At 43.5% G+C, this 20,196-nt stretch carries 16 protein-coding genes; 6 read left to right on the top strand and 10 right to left on the bottom strand.

Annotated features, from left to right (window positions below; translation table 11 throughout):
* Window positions 1-102 precede the first annotated feature (102 nt).
* From R7P74_RS03110 to R7P74_RS03090, 5 genes are all read right to left on the bottom strand, one after another.
* On the bottom strand, window positions 103-768 hold the full coding sequence (locus tag R7P74_RS03110; RefSeq protein WP_064376273.1) for an energy-coupling factor ABC transporter permease: 666 nt from the start codon (window positions 766-768) through the stop codon (window positions 103-105).
* A gap of 154 nt (window positions 769-922) precedes the next feature.
* Entirely contained in the window at window positions 923-1,663 is a 741-nt protein-coding gene (pflA, locus tag R7P74_RS03105) for a pyruvate formate lyase 1-activating protein (protein WP_005378444.1), read from the bottom strand.
* A 211-nt stretch (window positions 1,664-1,874) separates the two neighbouring features.
* Window positions 1,875-2,852, bottom strand: coding sequence for a lipid A deacylase LpxR family protein (locus tag R7P74_RS03100; protein WP_005387855.1), 978 nt, complete (start codon window positions 2,850-2,852; stop codon window positions 1,875-1,877).
* Window positions 2,853-3,005: 153 nt separating this feature from the next.
* Window positions 3,006-5,282, bottom strand: coding sequence for a formate C-acetyltransferase (gene pflB, locus R7P74_RS03095; protein WP_005378442.1), 2,277 nt, complete (start codon window positions 5,280-5,282; stop codon window positions 3,006-3,008).
* Window positions 5,283-5,585: 303 nt separating this feature from the next.
* Window positions 5,586-7,133 carry a DUF3360 family protein gene (locus tag R7P74_RS03090; RefSeq protein WP_005378441.1) on the bottom strand — a complete coding sequence of 516 codons (1,548 nt, stop codon included), beginning with the start codon at window positions 7,131-7,133 and terminating at the stop codon, window positions 5,586-5,588.
* Window positions 7,134-7,586: 453 nt separating this feature from the next.
* On the opposite strand from R7P74_RS03090, the gene R7P74_RS03085 reads away from it, so the two are divergent.
* The 6 genes from R7P74_RS03085 to R7P74_RS03060 all read left to right on the top strand — a co-directional run bounded on the left by R7P74_RS03085 (window position 7,587) and on the right by R7P74_RS03060 (window position 15,294).
* Window positions 7,587-9,050, top strand: coding sequence for a 54K polar flagellar sheath protein A (locus tag R7P74_RS03085; protein ID WP_225473778.1), 1,464 nt, complete (start codon window positions 7,587-7,589; stop codon window positions 9,048-9,050).
* A gap of 241 nt (window positions 9,051-9,291) precedes the next feature.
* Window positions 9,292-10,062: an ABC transporter ATP-binding protein gene (locus tag R7P74_RS03080; RefSeq protein ID WP_005378438.1), complete on the top strand. Its 771-nt coding sequence runs from the start codon at window positions 9,292-9,294 to the stop codon at window positions 10,060-10,062.
* Between the two features lie 83 nt (window positions 10,063-10,145).
* Window positions 10,146-10,916 carry an ABC transporter substrate-binding protein gene (locus tag R7P74_RS03075; protein ID WP_005378437.1) on the top strand — a complete coding sequence of 257 codons (771 nt, stop codon included), beginning with the start codon at window positions 10,146-10,148 and terminating at the stop codon, window positions 10,914-10,916.
* Window positions 10,917-10,997: 81 nt separating this feature from the next.
* The gene (locus tag R7P74_RS03070; protein WP_005378436.1) at window positions 10,998-11,738 is read left to right on the top strand and encodes an ABC transporter permease; all 741 of its coding nucleotides are present in this window, start codon (window positions 10,998-11,000) and stop codon (window positions 11,736-11,738) included.
* Between the two features lie 3 nt (window positions 11,739-11,741).
* Window positions 11,742-12,419, top strand: coding sequence for an ABC transporter permease (locus tag R7P74_RS03065; RefSeq protein ID WP_005378435.1), 678 nt, complete (start codon window positions 11,742-11,744; stop codon window positions 12,417-12,419).
* A gap of 154 nt (window positions 12,420-12,573) precedes the next feature.
* A complete protein-coding gene (locus R7P74_RS03060) occupies window positions 12,574-15,294 on the top strand; it encodes an ImpA family metalloprotease (RefSeq protein ID WP_225473780.1) in 2,721 nt (906 codons plus the stop codon).
* A 96-nt stretch (window positions 15,295-15,390) separates the two neighbouring features.
* On the opposite strand, the gene xthA is transcribed toward R7P74_RS03060, so the two are convergent.
* The 5 genes from xthA to dinG form a co-directional block, all read right to left on the bottom strand.
* Window positions 15,391-16,197 carry an exodeoxyribonuclease III gene (gene xthA / locus R7P74_RS03055; RefSeq protein WP_005378433.1) on the bottom strand — a complete coding sequence of 269 codons (807 nt, stop codon included), beginning with the start codon at window positions 16,195-16,197 and terminating at the stop codon, window positions 15,391-15,393.
* Between the two features lie 95 nt (window positions 16,198-16,292).
* The gene (gene rsmS / locus R7P74_RS03050) at window positions 16,293-16,457 is read right to left on the bottom strand and encodes a pleiotropic regulatory protein RsmS (RefSeq protein ID WP_137281831.1); all 165 of its coding nucleotides are present in this window, start codon (window positions 16,455-16,457) and stop codon (window positions 16,293-16,295) included.
* Entirely contained in the window at window positions 16,457-17,002 is a 546-nt protein-coding gene (locus R7P74_RS03045; RefSeq protein WP_225473782.1) for a primosomal replication protein, read from the bottom strand. The genes rsmS and R7P74_RS03045 overlap by 1 nt, the downstream gene beginning before the upstream one ends.
* Window positions 16,999-17,784, bottom strand: coding sequence for a sulfite exporter TauE/SafE family protein (locus R7P74_RS03040; RefSeq protein ID WP_138940022.1), 786 nt, complete (start codon window positions 17,782-17,784; stop codon window positions 16,999-17,001). Before R7P74_RS03040 ends, R7P74_RS03045 begins: the two co-directional genes overlap by 4 nt.
* A 14-nt stretch (window positions 17,785-17,798) precedes the next feature.
* A complete protein-coding gene (dinG, locus tag R7P74_RS03035) occupies window positions 17,799-19,874 on the bottom strand; it encodes an ATP-dependent DNA helicase DinG (protein WP_053303240.1) in 2,076 nt (691 codons plus the stop codon).
* Window positions 19,875-20,196 lie beyond the last annotated feature (322 nt).

Below are 20,196 nucleotides of genomic sequence, written 5' to 3'. Positions count from 1 at the left end.
GTGCTTAGGTTAACGCTTAAGACATGAGTGAAACATGATCTCAACACATATTTAATACTAAAAAATGGCAAGAACTGTCACTTTTGACCAGTTTGAAAACACTTATTTATGGTAATGATTGTATATGTAGTCTCGGTCTGAAAATACTCTCAGCCACTCTGGCTTGAATACGGTTAAAACCGCCAGTGCCATACCATTTAATAGACCTTCTGGAAAGGCGAGCAACGGCACAAAAACAAAGTAGTTATGTTGAATGGTTTCCCAATCGTAGTGACCAACTGATAGGTGATAAAAAGAGTTAATGATGAGGTGCAGACTTCCTGTTATCGCGCCATTGAAAAATCCAGCAACGAAGATGAAAACAAAAATGTTTCTTGGCAAGTAGTGGTAACTCAGAAGAAACACTAAGTAACTAATGAAAATCGGAATTAGGGCAGATAGAACTAACGATGTGGGTAAGAGTAACAATGACACATCATGTAGTAGGTGGTTGACCAGCATTGCAGGGATAGTGATTAGAAATGCCATACGCCAACCATACATCATCGTCAGCGTTGTTAGTGCAAGAAAATGAATCTGTAATCCTTCTTTTACACCTGCTTGAGCTGTCCATAAAATACTGAAAAAGAAGAGCGTTGCAAAAACGAGGTGCTGAAATCCTTTTTCTTTTTCCAGTTTGGGCCAAACGACTTTTTTCCAATCTGGTAGGCAGTAGACTACTACTATCCAAATTGAGACAACAAGAGAGCCTAAGTTAAACAAATCCATGTTACTTCCTTCCTATGCGAACATGACGCAATCATTTCTATCGTTCTTTTTCTACCTAAATGACCGCAGAGAAACTCACTGATAAGGCTTAGATATAATCAAAAAAATACCAGCAATAAGCTGGTATTTTAAAGAGGTTAGTCTTGCGGTTCACTTAGTATTTTACGTTATCGTTGTATTGAGCAAGAATGGATTGAATTTCATCCATGGTTTCTTTCGGTGGCGGGTTTACGCCCTCGAGTGGGTATTCTAAGCCTAACGCTTCCCACTTATGAGCCCCTAATTTGTGGTAAGGAAGTAACTCGACCTTTTCGATGTTATCCATGTCTTTAATAAATTCACCAAGCATGTGTGCTGCTTCTGGGTCATCTGTGTAACCAGGCACGACGACATAGCGAATCCATGTTTTCTTTCCGATTTTTTGCAAGTAACGAGCAAAGTCCAATGTGCGTCGGTTGGATACACCGATGAGATCTTGGTGCACTTCGTCTTTCATGTGTTTGATGTCAAGCATGACTAAGTCTGTTGCATCCAGTACTTCATCGATAACATCAGTGTGCTTACGAACATAACCGTTAGTATCTAGACATGTATGAATGCCTTCGGCTTTAGCTGCGCGGAAAAAATCACGTACGAATTCCGGTTGAAGCATCGCTTCGCCGCCAGAACAAGTAACGCCACCACCTGATGCATTCATGAAGTGGCGGTAACTTTTCGCTTCGGAAATGATTTCTTCAACCGTGACTTCTTTGCCATCATGCGTGTCCCAAGTATCGCGGTTATGGCAATACTTACAGCGCATTAAACAACCTTGCAAGAAGACGATAAATCGAATACCAGGTCCGTCTACGGTACCACATGACTCAAATGAGTGAATACGACCAGCTGTTGACATCTTTTGCTCTCATTACTAGTAAATTCTAGCTGTTATTTTATTACAAAAAGCAGGGTTAAAACAGCTTTGTCGGTACTAAAGGCAAGGTTATTTGAAGAAAGAAAATAGATGGAGCCAATCTGCATAAACGCTTGAACACGAGGTGGTTAATACCTACCCCGAGAACTTGCCGTGTATCTAGATTGACTTCGATGCTGGGATAATCCAGTTTTTAGAAAAAGGCGAACACGGAGAACGAGCCTGTCCCATAAACATCGGTTTGGGCTTCTTCATAATCCGGTGTTTTAATTGTAAAGGTGATGCTTGCACCGTAATTTTGGTTGTACCAAGATACCCCCGCGACGGCACTTGCTTGCCAATTTTGCAGTGTGACGTCGTATGGCGCTGACGGTTCAGGAATGCCAGGACGATCTCCTTCGATAGTCATGTCATTAAAGCGGTAACGACCTTCAAACCCGGTGAACAAGAACCAACTCGACGTGTTCTGAGCGATCATACTTGCTGAGAAAGGGCTTTCGACGCTGATATTGGCGGCTCCGATGCTATTCGCTAGGTTTGTACCCCAACGAAACATGACGCCTTGAGAGACATCACTACGGAAGTTACCCGCATTGATGTCGTTAATGTTGGTAATCTCCCATTGTGTTTTTTGTTCTTCGCTGCGCATCAATTTGTTAAATACGCGGTAACCAAGGCTGAACGCAACTTTATCTTCAATCTGGTAATCCCAACCTTGAGGGTCCGTCGATCCTGTTATGCCGTGAACGATTTCTTGCGCCTTTTCTGATAGCGAACTTTCACCCGTAGCTCCTATGGTGAAATTGTACCGTACAGCTTTGTCACTCGTTAGGGAAAGGTAGTTGATTTCGGTGTGTAGGTAACCGGCATATGGGCGATCATTGATTAGTGGATAATCGGCTTCAATGTCGCTTGGAGTCCACATTTTGTGGCCAAGAACCAACTCTATTTTATCGATATTGGCGTGCTCTGAGTTAGCTAGACTCAGCCATTTCCATTGGCTTTCTTGTGTCAGTTGGTCTGTCGCGTAAGAAAGGAAAACACCATTCGTATAGTCTTGATCGACGCCAAAAATACCATCGTTGTCGATGGTAAAAGAAACCGTAGACTTAGTGGATGCTATTGCAACTGGAGAAAGAAGGGTAAGAATAATTAATTTACTAAATCTCATAGACTTTATTTGCTAACTTTTTTCGCATCATACGTAAGAATGCGGGCAAAAGTCTTTCGCGATATCACAACTTTCATTCAAGAAATAAAAAAAGGCTGATGCTACTTAGCATCAGCCTTTGTTGTATTACTAGAACGTTATTTCGCTATAGTCTTATAGAGACTCAGTGAATGTACGCGCGATTACGTCAGCTTGTTGCTCTGCAGTTAGAGAGTTGAAGCGAACAGCATAACCAGATACACGGATTGTTAGCTGAGGGTATTTCTCTGGGTGCTTAACTGCGTCTTCTAGAGTTTCACGGTTAAGAACGTTCACGTTTAGGTGTTGGCCACCTTCGATACCCGCTTCGTGGTGGAAGTAACCATCCATAAGACCAGCAAGGTTAGCGCGTTGTGAACCCTCATCTTTACCTAGCGCGTTAGGTACGATAGAGAATGTGTAAGAGATACCATCTTGTGCGTCAGCAAACGGCAGTTTAGCAACTGAAGTTAGTGATGCTACAGCACCTTTCTCGTCACGACCGTGCATTGGGTTTGCACCTGGAGCAAATGGAGCACCAGCACGACGACCGTCAGGCGTGTTACCAGTTTTCTTACCGTAAACCACGTTTGAAGTGATAGTAAGAATTGACTGAGTAGGGATTGCATCACGGTAAGTCTTAAGCTTACGGATTTTGCCCATAAATACAGAAACAAGTTCACATGCAATGTCATCAACGCGTGGGTCGTTGTTACCGAATTTAGGGTAATCGCCTTCGATTTCGAAGTCGATTGCTAGACCGTCTTCGTCACGAATTGGCTTCACTTTTGCGTATTTAATTGCAGATAGTGAGTCAGCCGCAACAGATAGACCAGCAATACCACAAGCCATAGTACGTTTAACGTCACGGTCGTGTAGAGCCATTAGTGCCGCTTCGTAGCTGTACTTATCGTGCATGAAGTGGATAGCGTTTAGTGCAGTCACATATTGTTTCGCTAGCCAATCCATGAAGTGGTCCATTTTCTCCCACAGTTCATCGTAGTTAAGAACATCGCCTTCGATCTTAGGCATTTGCGGGCCAACTTGGATTTTTAGCTTCTCATCCACACCACCGTTGATGGTGTAAAGCATTGTTTTCGCAAGGTTCGCACGAGCACCGAAGAACTGCATTTGCTTACCAACAACCATTGGAGATACACAACATGCGATCGCGTAGTCGTCAGAGTTCATGTCTGGACGCATTAGGTCGTCATTTTCGTACTGAATAGAAGAAGTATCGATAGATACTTTCGCACAGAACTTCTTGAAGCCTTCAGGTAGTTGCTCAGACCAAAGAACAGTGATGTTTGGCTCTGGAGAAGGACCCATAGTGTATAGTGAGTTTAGGAAACGGAAGTTTGTACGAGTAACTAGCGTACGACCGTCAAGACCCATACCACCCATAGACTCAGTTGCCCAGATAGGGTCGCCAGAGAATAGATCATCGTACTCAGGAGTACGTAGGAAACGAACCATACGTAGTTTCATTACGAAGTGGTCGATCATTTCCTGAGCTTGTTCTTCAGTTAGCTTACCAGCCGCGATATCACGTTCGATGAAGATGTCTAGGAACGTAGAAGTACGACCTAGAGACATAGCCGCACCGTTTTGAGATTTAACAGCAGCTAGGTAACCGAAGTAAGTCCACTGAATAGCTTCTTGCGCAGTTTCAGCAGGACGAGAAATATCACAACCGTATTTTGCAGCCATTTCTTTGATTTGACCTAGAGCACGGTGTTGCTCTGCGATCTCTTCACGAAGCTGCATTGTCATTTGTAGGTCTTCGCCGTTCTCAAAACGCTCTTGTAGAGAAGAGAACTGCGCGAATTTATCCTTCATTAGGAAGTCAATACCGTATAGAGCAACACGACGGTAGTCACCGATGATACGACCACGACCGTATGCATCTGGAAGACCAGTCAGTACGCCAGATTTACGACACGCCATGATTTGAGGAGTGTAGATATCGAAAACGCCTTGGTTGTGAGTTTTACGGTATTCTGTGTAGATTTTTTTAACTTGTGGGTCTAGCTCGCGGTCGTAGGCTTTGCATGAACCTTCAACCATGCGGATACCACCGTTAGGGATGATCGCACGTTTTAGAGGAGCGTCAGTTTGAAGACCTACGATAGTTTCTAGGTCTTTTTCGATGTAGCCTGCATCGTGAGCAGTGATGGTAGAGATAACTGAAGTATCAAAATCAACAGGAGCGTGAGTCGCGTTCTCTTGTTTGATGCCTTCCATTACCTTAGCCCAAAGCTTGTTAGTCGCTTCAGTACCTTCAGAAACTAGGAAAGATTCGTCGCCTTCGTACGGAGTGTAGTTCTTCTGAATGAAATCACGAACGTTTACTTCGTTTTGCCAGTCGCCTGCAGCAAAACCTTCCCAAGCTTTAGCAAATTGCTCTGCCATGACATACCTACCTTTTTAGTAGAAAAAAATACGTACTGCTTCGCCGTTGAGCCAGCTATCCCCAGATAAAAGAGGGGAACAGTACACTCTTATGAATAACAATATTTATAGTCTTAAATTTACGTATTCGATTTACAAAACTATAAATATTGTCACTAGTTTTAACGTTTCTCTTTTTAAGCAACAGTTAGAGGTTAAACTAAAATTTTTTTGCAAACCTTAAACTAAATCAATAAATCCTCAAAAATCTCGATAAAAATGGGGTAGCGACGAGCGCTACCCACAAATTTCTGGACTGCTAGCTTATAGCCAAGCTTGGATGCCATACTGGCCTTCAAGCATACCAACTGCAAGCATAGCAACTAAACAGATAACAAGTACGCTTACTGGGATCACAATCTTGTCTACAAATGATAGGCGAGACGCGCGCTCTTTATCTCCAATTAAACCGTTGTTATCTAAAAGCATAGTTAGTGCCCAAGCTAGAACTGGGTTAACAACGGCAGAACCAAAGATACAAATGCCTGCTGCTTGTGAGTCTTTCGAGTCCTTCACCATCTGCATGCCAGCTTCAAGCAGTGGTAGAGATACACCAACGAGAAGAGCAACGCGCATAACTGGAGGCCATACTGCAACGTCCATAGGAAAACCAAGGATTGCAACAATAATACATAGAGAGCCTAGTAAGATGGCGCCAGCAGGAATAGGGCGTTTCGCGATTGCAGCAGGGATCATGTAAGTCCCCCAAGATGATGTGATGTTACCACCACCCACTGCAGTACCGACCATTTGGCGAACGGAACACATTGTCATTGTGTCATCAACGTCCATCAGCACTTTCTCACTCTTACGTGGGTAGTTCATCTCTTGGAAGATACGGTGACCCAAGAAGTCAGGTGACCACATTGCTACCGCAAGAATGGCGAATGGTAGAGAAGCGATGAAGTGTTCCATATTAGGAAGACCAAGCATCCAACCTTCTTCTGTTGAACCCCACCAGTAGATTGGATTTAGGTTTGGAAGGCCTGTCTCGGTTACGAATTTAATATCGAAGCCTGCGCCAAGAGCAAGTGCGATTGCAAGCCCAGTGAAGGCACAAACAGGGATCGCTAGCCAGCGTTTGTTCACTTTAGCAAGGAACGCGTATAAGCCAATGGTAACCGCAAGAACAATTAGACCGATGTAACCCATGCTACCAGCGGCAACCGTATCGGATTGCAAACCAACAGCCCAAGCTTGAATAGAGTTAATTTGGCTCATGGTTCCGGTTAAACCTAAGAAAATAAGAAGGCCACCAGCCGTACCTTCAGAGGTGAGGTTAACCAGTTTTGACCCACCTTTTAAGAGGCTCAAAATCAAACCAAACACACCAATGAGAATTGCTAATGCAAGAGGGTGAGCACCAGCAAGAGCGATGGTACCAATAAGAGGGATCATTGGGCCGTGGTTGCCTGCTAGGTTGGCTTTAGGGTTAATAAAACCAGAGGCAAGTACACAGAAAAGAAGTGCAGGGATGAGCATTTCTACACGCGCAACTTCGATAGCAAAGTCCTTGCCTAAGTTTACGTGGTCCCATGCTGCAGTAAGACCTTCAGCCCAAGACATCATTACCGCAGAGTACATTGCGATAATACCGATAGTACCAGCAAGTGCTGGAACAAGGTCTTCAAGCTCAAAGCGGAAGTCACGACCTGGCAAGTTCAAGCCAAAACGACGTGGCTTCATAATTTGTAGTTCGTGGTCTAGGTAGTCTGAACGGCTTGCGAACTCAGATGCTGGACGATGAAGCTCACGGTAGCTCTTGGTCTCGATATCTGAATCAGAGTGCGTTTTGTTAACTGCGTCTGACATAGATTCCTCATATATTTAAAAGTTATGAATTCTTCATTCAATTGTGTTAATCCGCATCCTGCGGCACGCTTATGCTAGCTATTGTTAGATTTGTTACACGTCGACACTGTGCCTAAGCATAGCTAATAACTTATTGTGTTGAGGCACAAAAAAAGCCTCATCTTTTGGCAGGAGTCTAGCAAGATAGCCATTTAGGGTGATTGATTTAGATCACTTTAAGAATGGTTGTGAAATAAAACTACAGAAAGTTTCTGGCATGCGAATGAGATGCGGAGATCTTGTGTAATTTCATTACACAAGTTGCATAAAATTAGAACTTTTTGTCCTTTTGCACGAGATGCAGATTAAATGTCAATATTCACGATGATTATATAAAGCTGGCTTTATTCTTGCTTTGGACAGAGCAAAGACAATTTTTTGGCTAATCATTGCCGCTCAGTTTAGGAAAAAGACATGAAACAGCTTAAAGTACTGCCACTAGTGGCAATCATCTCAGGGTTAATGGTCGGTTGCGGCGGCGGTGGCGGCGGTGGCGGTAGTTCCACACCAAGAACTACATTCACTTTTACTTTTGCAGCTCCAAATGTCATTAGTGAAACAAATGCACAAAAAGACAGCTGTACTATTTACGACCGAAGAGTAGATGGCAACGGCATCGAGCAGGTATTGACCTATCAACCAGCCGTAAGTGCACAGCTAACAGGAGGTAAGGTCGTCGGTTTCTATTCAGACAAGAATGGTGTCCGTCAAGGCGACTTTATCTACCCATCAGGCACTACTTTGAAATTTGTTCTAGAAGACATTCCTGAGGACGGCTATTTTACTTATCAGTTGCTTGATGCTTCTGGAACAGTATTTACGGCAAACAGCTTCGGTCGAGATTTTTTAAAGGACAATAACCTTAGAAACTCAACGTTCTCAATGAATCGAGAGGCGGTGTCTGCTTGCAATAAAAATGGCAACTTCCGTAAAGCTACCCGAACTGACCTTAAATATGAAGCAACGGAGGCTGGTGGCTTAGAGTACAACTTCATATCTAAAATTGCGAAAGAGTCTAAGCCTACCTATTCTATTGATTCTTTGGATGTAAGAGCAATTGGTTCGAAGATGGAGTCGACAGTCGTGCTACAATATGCAGACGCAGCGAAAACAGAACTGCACCAGTATGGTATTCGCGATTGGTCGAGTGAATCACCATTGCCGTTGGTTGGCATGAATGGTTCTTCTCCAATCTTGAACCCAACACTTTTTAAATATGACACTTTAGACATCAGTGTACTTGTTGGTGATTACAACTACGAAGTTGCAGAGCTACCTATGTCAACGACGAAGTTCTACCACCCGCTTGAGCCAAAAACGGAAACTTGGACTTACAGTGTTGCAGCTGAAAAACCTATCAATGGTTGGACGGTAGTGCTGAACCAAAAGATGTATCAGGACGCAAATTGGGATATCTCAATTGATCCAAGTGCTTACTACAACCTAAATGCTCTGCCTGCGTCGCATGTGGTGAGAGGCTCAACTATTGATACTGGTTTTGCTTTCACTGACCAAGATAAAGGCTTTAGCCGCCTCGCATATCGTGCAGAGTCTAACTCTGGAACACTACACCGAGTAACACACAAGATATTTACAACTTTAGAGAGTGATGTCGTTGTTCCGGAATTGTACTACTACACATTCGATGACAGTGTGAAGCAAGATTTGAAAGTTTCTTCTACCAGTGATTACTCACAATCTATTGTCGTGGAGTCTGCTGAAGCAAACCTAAATAGCTATGACTTTGTTTCTCTTTTCTCTCATGGTGATGTGACCGATCTTAAAGTGGATCACGATGGTCTTGTGATCAGTGAAGTTGATTCTGAGAAGGTCAATACGAATGCTCAGAAATCTGATTTTATGGTATTGGTTAAGTAGCGTCTTAACACTTTTGTAAATTTATTAAGCCCCTTTGAAAGGGGCTTTTTTATATTTAATATTCAACTTTTGAAGAATATGTTGCTATATATTGCATATTAATTTGTCTATCGTATCTTTCTATTCGAATTATTTAGGTTAATAATTTGTTGCAAGTTTCAGAGGGCGGTGCTAATTTGTTCCGAATTAGAGAGGGCGGAGTCCCTTAATTGCAGTGACAAAAACACAGGGAGTAGGGCGCATGAATGATGTACCAGCGCTAGATATAAAAGACCTGCACAAAACATTTGGACAAAATGAAGTTTTAAAAGGCATTTCACTTGCCGCGCACAAAGGAGATGTTATCTCCATCATTGGCTCTTCCGGCTCAGGTAAGAGTACCTTTCTCAGATGTATCAACTTGCTAGAAACGCCCACCGCGGGCGAAATTTGGGTAAATGGTGAATTAATCCAAATGAAGAACAACAGAGCAGGTGAATCTGTTCCTGCTAATGAAAAGCAAGTCCAACGTATTCGTTCACGCCTGGCAATGGTTTTCCAAGGTTTCAACCTCTGGTCTCACCTAACCGTACTAGAAAACGTGATTGAGGCGCCTGTTCATGTCTTAGGCGTGCCAAAAGCTCAAGCGATTGAAAATGCAGAAGTCTTGCTTAAGAAAGTAGGCTTGTATGAGCGTAAAGATTATTACCCTGGGCACTTATCTGGCGGCCAGCAGCAACGTGCCGCTATTGCCCGTGCGCTAGCAGTTGACCCAGAGGTGATGTTGTTTGACGAGCCAACTTCTGCGCTTGACCCAGAACTTGTAGGAGAAGTTCTGGGGGTAATGAGAGATTTGGCAGATGAAGGGCGAACTATGCTGGTGGTCACGCACGAAATGGCGTTTGCGCGTGACGTATCAAACCATGTGATGTTTTTACATCAAGGCTTAGTGGAAGAACAGGGAAATCCAGCTAAGCTATTTACAAACCCGGATTCAGAACGATTACAGCAGTTTATCTCATCCATTTACTAATATTTGTTAGGCGGCAGACTATTGCCTCCTAAGCCAACACAACAAACAAAACGAAATAAAATAGCAATCACAGGAGTATGGAAATGAAAAAGTGGTTATTAGCAGCAACGATTGCTGCAACGGCAGTATCAGGTGTTGCCCAAGCGAAAGAATGGAAAACAGTTCGCTTTGGTATCGAAGGTGCTTACCCTCCGTTTAGCTGGACAGAAACTGATGGCTCAATAAAAGGCTTTGACGTAGACATGGCAAATGCACTCTGTGAAGAGATGCAAGTGAAGTGCAAAATCGTCGCTCAAGATTGGGATGGTATTATTCCTTCTCTGCTTGCACGTAAGTACGATGCCATCATCGCAGCAATGTCTATCACTGAAGAGCGCAAGAAAAAAGTCGATTTCACTGGCAAGTACGCACAAATTCCAAATAAATTTATCGCTAAGAAAGGTGCGGGTCTAGATTTTGATAATCTTAAAGATGTCAAAATTGGCGTGCAACGTGCGACGACACATGACAAGTACTTAACTGACAACTACGGCGATGATGTTGAAATTGTGCGTTATGGCTCTTTTGATGAAGCGTATCTTGATCTAGAAAATGGTCGAATTGCTGCCGTTTTAGGTGATGCTTCTGCTCTAGAAGAGGGTGTGATCAACAAAGCAGGTGGCGAAGCTTATGAGTTTGTTGGACCATCGTTAACCGATCCAAAATGGTTTGGCGAAGGTATGGGTATCGCTGTTCGTAAACAAGACAAAGATCTAACGAAGAAACTCGACGCAGCAATTATTTCACTACGTGAGAAAGGTGTTTACCAAGAAATTGCTGGTAAATACTTTAACTACGATGTGTACGGTGAATAAACCGTAATTAAGCGACCGTTGGCTTGTTCCTAGAAGTAGTCAACGGTCGATTTTTTGAGTTTAGGGATTAGGAACTCACCTATGCTAGATTTACAAGGATACGAAGCTTCGATTTTGAAAGGAGCTTTAGTAACAATAGAAGTTGCAGTGCTTTCACTCATTCTCGCCATGGTCTTAGGCATGCTTGGCGCATTAGCTAAGTTAGCGCCTTACAAATGGGCAAGGGCGATTGCCACTCTTTACACCACCGTCATTCGCGGCATTCCAGATTTGGTTCTGATGATGCTAATTTTCTTTGGTGGACAAATACTTTTAAATAACAGCCTTTACTCCATCAACGAAACGCTCAACGAGTGGTTTGCCTCGAGTGATCCAAACCATGAATGGACGTCTTACTTACCTGATTATATTGATGTCAGCCCATTTATTGCTGGTGTACTCACGATTGGTTTTATCTTTGGCGCCTACATGGCGGAGACTTTTCGTGGAGCGATCATGGCGGTGGACAAGGGTGAATTAGAAGCGGCGAAAGCTTATGGGATGAGCTCTGCTTTATCGTTTAGAAGAATCTTACTTCCTCAGATGATTCGTCATGCATTACCTGGATTTGGTAATAACTGGTTAGTGTTACTTAAGACCACAGCGTTAGTTTCCATTATTGGTCTGGATGACATGGTGAGAATGAGCTCATTGGCAGCAGGTACGACCAAAATGCCGTTCACCTTTTACATGGCTGTCGCGCTCATCTTTCTATTTTTTACCAGCGTTTCGACCGGGCTACTCAAGCTTGTTGAGCGTAAGTTCAGTATTCATGCGAGGTAAGTTATGGACTTTTCTTTGATTATTGAAAGCTTTCCAACTTATCTTCAGGGACTTTGGACAACAGTTTGGTTAGTGGGATTAGCGTTGGTTATTGGCTTGTGTGTCTCTATCCCATTAGCCGTGGCACGCAATAGTACCAATTACGCTCTAAGCTTACCTTCTTGGGGATTCATTTACTTTTTCCGTGGAACGCCGCTATTGGTTCAGCTGTATTTGATTTACTACGGCATGGATCAGTTTTTCCCTGTGAAAGATACCTTGTGGGAGAACGCTTGGTTCTGTGCTTTGGTCGCTTTTATTCTGAATACATCGGCTTACACCGCAGAAATTATTCGTGGTGCGATTAATGGTTTGCCGAAAGGTGAGGTGGAAGCTGCGAAAGCCTATGGCATGAGTAAGTTTATGACATACAGACGTATTATCTTGCCGAGTGCATTGCGTCGAGCATTACCCGCTTATTCCAACGAGGTCATATTTATGCTGCACGGAAGTGCAGTCGCGGGCATCGTTACCATCATGGATTTAACTGGTGCTGCGCGTCTAGTTAACTCGCGCTACTATGCACCATTTGAGTCTTTCCTGACGGCGGGGCTGTTCTACATGGCACTGACGTTTATGATCTTGTGGTGTTTCAAAGTGGCAGAGAAGCGTTTCTTAGCTTATCTGCGTCCTTTAAGCTAATTATCAATAGAGGCAATAGCATCGGAGTGGGTGCTATTGCTTTTGATAATTTTGTTATCTTCATTCCTATTTTTTCAGTCGATGTAAAAGACTCTTTCTTATTATTCATCAACTTACATTAACATTCGGTAAACTCATTGTTTAGTAAGTAAAAATGAAAAAAACAATTCTATCGTTGGGCATTGCCGCCTTAGCCACAGGATGTGGTGGGGGAGAGGGAGAATCACAACCTAATGCTCAAGTAAAACCAACGCCAGCTCCAGTTCAACAAGCTCTTGAAACTGGTAATGCACTGCTCGTTTCTGACCCGAGCGAATTCATTCGTAAAAGTCGTCAGGTTGTAGAAGCTCACAAGATGCAGTCGAATACGATCAAATCTGCAATTGCGAAAAACCTTTCAGGTCTTTATTGGGATCCAACCCATGATGCCGCGATCTTGGCACCTCAGTATGGCTTCAACGACACCATCTTGATGACCAATAAGGCCATGGCAAGCGGTTACAAAGATCAAGCTCTGTCAATTGGCGTTGCCGGGGAAAAGTCTAATGGTCAACGTTACGCACTATTAGGGAGTAACCCATTTAGAACGGCACAACGTTTTCCCGACTCTTCCAACTCTGCGATGACGCAATGGTTAAGTAACCTGGTCACTTGGTTGTCGGGCGGAGTTACTTCAAACGTCGTCATCGCGCAAATGGATCAGTCTTATTACTTTCCGGATGAGCAAGCGACTCGGAATTGGCTGAAAGACAATGTTTCACAAGAGTTGGCGTTTAACGAGGCCAACCTATGCGATGGTTCGAAGCTACTTAACTGCTTGCAAACCAATACTCCAAACTTATTGATCTTGTCACAGCATCTGCAATCTGGAGATACCAACAAACCAGTACTCGAAGCTTTGGAATACGCTGAGCAAGCCCAAATTCCTGTTCTATACCTGCATTGGGATGGAGGACTAACTGATCTTGGCCAAGACATTTTGGAAAAATTCCATGTTGATTATGTGGGAGATAACTATTGGCGTAAGTTAGGCTTGGTCGACTGGGAACCTTCATCGTTGATGAACGTTGTGCCGGACTCTGTCATCACACAACAAGCGCTGTTGTCTCGTTTTGAATCTCAAAATTTCAACGTTGACTTGTCAAAGTGTGATGACAAATCCTGCCCTGACACTGCGAATATGGACAGTCAATTTTATGCAGGGGCAAACAGCATTCGCCATTGGTTGCAAAAGCTTGATGAACTAAAAGTAGATTTGTTTAATCAAAACGGCTACCAATACGAAAAACTCATGGTATTGCTGGCTGATCATTATCGTCAAACGGTTGTCTTCCCGATGGACAAACAATCAACCCAAACGACCGAATTCCTAAAGTCGTACTTTGCCGATTACGTGCAATACAACAGCCGAAGCGTAAACCCAAAACAACCAAATATGGGGAACTTCAGCCGTAGTGAGTTTAGCCCTGACATAAAGAGAATCAGTGCAACGATTAATATGGAATCAAAGCGTAACTTCCGTTCGGCTGGTGTGTATGCGCTTCCTGGGGAAACCTTTACGGTTAAACGTAATGACAGCAATGATGTGGCGACTAAGATTGTCATCAACACTTTAAGAAGTGGTGCAACTCATGAGTTCAGCAAAGATGGATACACGCGACCAAAACTGCTGACTTCATTCGGCTATGAAGTGAAGCCGGGTGAAACCATCACGCTGACTTCTCCTTATGGTGGTCCAGTACAGGTTCACTTTGACAAAAATGATGTTCCGGTTGAACTGAAATTTAATCATGTGGCACAGCATCCAGTTTGGAGAAGTGAGAAGGACAACGACGCTTTTATTCAACAGTTAGAAGCCAATTTATTCGATTGGGCTGAGCTGATCACTCCTGGGTTTGAAGTACACTCAAAGCGCGACAAAATGTTGGAGTCGGTCAACGATGAAATGTGGTCTACCCCTTCGGAAATGGCGCTTGCAACAGAAGAATATGTTCACAACTACCCGCATGTGCTGGCAGGTTTCCAAGGGCCGGGCATAGATGAAGTGCCTGAAATTATTCAATACGCCCAAAACCAAGGTTGGGAAATCGCCAATATTGATATAGTGAAGCACATGAACGCTGACCAAGCGACGTGTGGTTATGGTTGTTCGGGTAACCCTTACGATGCTTACTGGTCATTCAGCCCACTCGGTCACGGTGATTTACATGAGCTTGGTCATGGTTTAGAAAAAGGTCGATTCCGATTTTCAGGCTGGGAAGGGCATTCAACGACCAATTACTACTCGTATTATAGTAAGTCTCGTTTCTTCCAGAATACGGGGAAAGTTTCAACTTGCCAAACCTTGGATTTCAAAGGCCAGTTTGAATTATTGCAAGCTAGCCGAACTCAAGCGGATCCAAACGCATACATGGCTGCGCAAAATCAAACCAGTTGGAGTTGGGGCGCTCGTGTTTACATTCAAATGATGATGGCGGCGCAGCATGAAGGTGTGCTTAAAAATGGTTGGCATTTATTGGCGCGCTTGCACCTGATTGAACGTGAGTTTAACCGCTTAAAATCGGACGATGCGCTTTGGGATGAGAGACGATTGAGCATTGGTTTCGCCAACTACTCTCGGGAAGAAGCAAATAGCATCTCGAACAACGACTGGTTACTTATTGCTCTGAGCAACATCTCTCAGCGAGATATGACTAACTATCTCGATATGTGGGGGTTCTCGTTCACAGAAAAAGCGAAACAGCAGGTTGTGGCGCTGAATCTACCGCCGATGCCGCTCACTTACTTTGCAAGTAGTAATACAGGCTACTGTCTGAACGAATTTGCTCAAACACCGATAACTATTGATGGTCAAACGGTTTGGCCGCTGAATTAGTGATTAAGTGGTAATTTGTATGAAAAAGGGAGACTGAGTCTCCCTTTTTATTGGACTAAGCTTAGCGTTGAGTCTCGCTTATAGCTTTGCAATATATTACTTAAATGTTGACCAGATTGGTGCGTGATCTGAAGGCTTCTCGATACCACGAAGCTCATAGTCGATACCAGATTCAATACACTTTTCCGCTAGAGAAGGGGTTGCCAAAATGACATCAATTCGTAGGCCACGGTTATCATCAAAACCGCGAGAACGGTAGTCAAACCACGAAAATTGATCGTTCACCTCTGGGTATAGCTTACGGAAGGTGTCCACAAAGCCCCAGTCTAGTAAGGTTTTCAACCATTCGCGCTCTTCAGGTTGGAATGAACATTTACCTGTTTTTAGCCAACGTTTACGGTTTGGCTCGCCGATACCGATATCTGCATCAATAGGGCTGATGTTGATGTCACCCATAACAATCAATTGCTCGTCGTTATTGTGATGATCGTTTAGGTAGGTCATCAGATCTTTATAGAATTGGCGCTTGTATGGGAATTTGGTTTCGTGGCTGATGTTATCCCCTTGAGGGAAATAGCCGTTTAGCACAGTGACCTTTTCGCCGTTTTCATTTAAAAACGTTGCCATGATCATGCGCTTTTGATGTTCCTCGTTATCCGTCGGGAACCCTTTTTGTACGTGTAGAGGCTCTTGCTTACAAAGCATTGCTACGCCGTAATGTGCTTTTTGACCATGGAAATACACTTTGTAGCCCATGGCTTCGACAGCTTCAATCGGGAATGCTTCATCGTGAACTTTAATTTCCTGAAGACCAATCACATCAGGTTGGTGTTTGTCGATTAGCGCTTGGAGTTGGTGCAGTCGCGCACGTAGTCCATTGATGTTAAAGCTGATTACTTTCATTATTTATCCTTTTGGGGGCGTACTTTTTTATGAATAGTATCATTGTGTAAGAGCACTGAAAATGAGTCTCGGTGAAAGGATTGAAACGCTCTGAGCTACTTTGCTTTTAATTTGTTTTCTAAGTCGTTTTGCACGATCTTTAAAGCGTTAAGCGCAACTTCTGGATCTATCTCATTGCTCTCAAGCAAATAGATTAAATCGACAGCCAGTTTGATCTCTTCAGGTGCGTCATCTAAAGGCGAGGTTGTTTGGTCAGCCATTATTGATGTTTTTCCCTATGTGTAATTTGGTTCTCTAGCTTAAGAAGTGCTGCTTCACAACGCGCTAAACGTTGCTCGGTTGCTAGTAATACTTTTTGAGCGTCGGCACGCATAAAACTAGGAGCGCTTTCGACAGCACGTTCTTTTTCTAACACCATCTCGCGCAAGCGTCTTGCCCACTCTTGGTGTTGAGCGAGTTCTTGATAAAGCACGTTGATAGGCTTGCGGAAATGGCTGCTATGTTTGATTTCATTCTTACGAATTTTAGTGGTAGAAATCTCGCGTTGAATCGCACCGATTTGCGCCACTAACCGTTCAGTGAGGTACTCAGCACGCAAAGCGGTGAGCTTACCTTCATTTTGCTCATGCACAATCGCATCCAGCGTCGCTTTTGCTTCTTTTACGCAAGGAGTAAGTAAGCGAGAGCGGCAACCAAATAAACGCTCATCAAAAAGCGGAACATGATGTTCGCCTCTTTGACGGTCAAGAACAGCGGCTTGCTTCGCCATTTGTTCTAGATTTTCCTGGAGTTGAGAAATGTTCATGACAAACCTACAAACCATGCGTCATAAGCCAATTTAATGGCTAGTATGCTGACGACAGTAACAAATACAGGACGAATGAATTTAGAACCAAATCTAATAGCGGAGTGCGCGCCAACAAAAGCACCAGCCATTAAACATACTCCCATTGTTAAGCCTAGCACCCAGTTGATATGTCCGAGGAATGCAAAAGTGATCAAAGAGGTAAAGTTACTGGTAAAGTTCATTGCTTTTGCTAAGCCAGAGGCGAGCAAGATATTCAGCCGGTAGAGCGCCATTGAACTTACTGTCCAAAAAGCCCCAGTTCCAGGCCCTGCGAGTCCGTCGTAGAATCCGATTGATAAGCCTTGTATGTACTGTTTTTTATGAAGTTTGGGGCAAGGCTCGGGTATTGGACTTTGATGAGCAGAGTGGGGTGTTTTATGAAAAACGGTATACAACGCTGCCGCCAAAATAACAAGCGGCAATCCTTTTTCCAGCCAATCCGTACTAATCGCATCTACAAATAGCGTACCTAATGTCGCTCCGACGAGTGTTGCCACGAATGCGCGCCTCCAGCATTGAGGTTTGAATAGACGTTTTTTGTAGTACGTAAATGCTGCAGTAGAAGAAGCAAAGGTAGCGGCAAGTTTATTGGTGCCTAGTGCAATATGAGGCGGCAAGCCTAGCGAAAGTAGAGCAGGTACGGTAAGCATGCCACCACCACCGGCAACTGCATCAATAAATCCTGCGACAAAAGCGACAAGCGCCAACACCAACAGCATGGTTGGCTCAATCATTTCCATAAATGGTGATTCTTCTAATATTCTATTTTACGTTTAAATGGAGGTAGTGAGTCGATTAAGGCTTGTCCGTATCGCTTAGTGACTAGGCGTCGATCAAGAATCGTTACTCTACCAGAATCTCTCTCTTTACGCAGTAAGCGACCTACGCTCTGGATCAGCTTTTTGCTTGCGTCAGGTACAGTTATTTGCATAAACGGGTTTCCTCCTTTTTTCTCGATGTATTCGGAATGAGCCTGCTCAACAGGGGAGGTTGGAACACCAAATGGAATTTTTGTAATCACCAAGTTTTCAAGTAATTCGCCAGGTAAATCTAGCCCCTCAGAGAAACTGCCAGTACCAAATAAGATGCTGGTTTTATTTGATTCTATTAATTTTTTATGTTTTTTTAGAATTTCTTGACGTGAGCTTTCACCTTGAACTTGCAACGCCCAGCCTTTTTTTATGAACTCCGAAGAGAGTGCCTTCGCGACTTGGTTCATCTGCCAATAGGATGAGAATAATACTAAGTTGGCTTTCTTGTCTTCCAAGTACTTAGGCAATATCTCGATAAGATATTCAGTAAATTGAGGCGCTGGTGGTTCATATTTCATCGCAGGGATGAGCAATTCTGCCTGGTTTTGGTAATCGAATGGTGACGCAAGCGCTAAAAACTGAGTGCCTGATTCTGGTTTTCCATCAATACCAACCTGATGGCAAAAGTAATGGAAAGAGTTTAATGCACGCATCGTTGCGGAAACCAAAATGGCGCCAATACATCTGCTCCAAATCTGTTGGTCGAGTTGCCATCCAATTTCAAGTGGCGAAACACTCACAATGAAATCACCCTCGCGATCGGGGTGGGTTTCTAACCAGCGAGCTAAAGGCGCACCTTTTTCACGAGTTGGTTCAGCCATTAAATGCCATACTTGCGCTAGGTTTTCTAACCTTTGAATGTAGAAACCGAGCTCTGCAAGCGCTGGTTCAGCCAACCTTGTCGCAAGCTCCCCGTCTTTTACTCTTTCCGCAATAAGGTCGGCAATTTTTGCCACACTCTGATTTGCTTTTTTACTGAACTGTTTTAGTTCTTTGGATTGGTTCTCTAGCCACTCAGGTAGTTCACCGTGTTCGAAGCGGTAGATACCCTCTTCAAATTGAGCTGGGTCGAACTGTTTGGGCAATTGAGTCAGTGCCGGTATCAAGTTCTGAACCGCGTCTTGAAGGTCGTTGCGAAATCGAGCTACGCGTTTCTCGTCTGCGAGTGATGAAAACTTACTAATCGACTGATTTAACTTCTCAAGCCATGCTGCCGCGCCTTTTAAACTCGCAGATGCTGAAGCATGGTCACGAGCGACGTGAGGTAAGTGATGTGCCTCGTCGAAGACGTATATTGTATTTTCTGGCTCAGGTAAAATCACGCCGCCACCTAAATCTGCGTCTGCCATGACGAGAGAGTGGTTAGCAATGATGACATCGTTTTTATCCAACTCTGAGCGCGCTTTTTGGAATGGGCAGCCGCGGTGGCCTGGTAAACTGTTATTGCAACTGTGTTTATCACTGACAATCAGTTGCCAAAGCTTATCGTCGATGGGTTTAGGCCAAGAATCACGGTCACCGTCCCATTTACCTTGCGCAAGAGAGCGATGCATTGTTTCTAACAGCTCTATATCTTTTTGCTTAGGTTTGGTTTCAAACATGGCTAACTGGCCACCATCAGCACCGCTAGCAGTGGCGAGCTTTTCTGCACAACAATAGCGTTGACGGCCTTTTGCCAAAATAAAAGAAAACTCTCGGTCGGTAATCCGACGAAAAAGAGGGAGGTCTTTATTTATGAGCTGCTCTTGCAGAGCGACGGTCGCCGTTGAGATAACCACTTTCCTATTGTTATGTACAGCCACGGGAATGGTCGCCATTAGATAAGAGAGCGATTTACCAATTCCAGTCCCTGCTTCTGCAACGAGTATTCGGTTAGATTTGTGATACTGACCGCACAGCGTTTTTGCAATCTCTGCAACAAGGTAGTTTTGTGCTCTTCTAGGCACAAAGTTATCAAGTTGATCTTGAAGGTTTTGATAGCTATTACGAATCGATTTTTGAATGTTACTGGTCAGCATACGGGCCTCAAATGCGTTGGAGGCGAATAGTAGCACACATCACTAGTTGTACAGTAGTTCACAAAACGGAATGCTTTTATAAGGAATGTAGATCTCCTTCACAAAAAAATATTGAACCTTATCTTAATGAAATTAATTTCATTATATGAAAAATATAAAACTCCAACTTGGTCTGATTTGTAGGTTTTTATTCTTTTTTTGTTTTTTTAAAATTTACTTATTGGATTAAAAAACCATTTGTTAATAATTTTGTAAATTACAAATAATAATGGGGATTGGTTAGATGTTCGTCGAATAAATAAAGGTAAACTTATTAAGCTGT

It is taken from the genome of Vibrio sp. 2033 (genome assembly GCF_033339735.1).
This window is presented reverse-complemented; position numbering and strand designations above follow the sequence as displayed.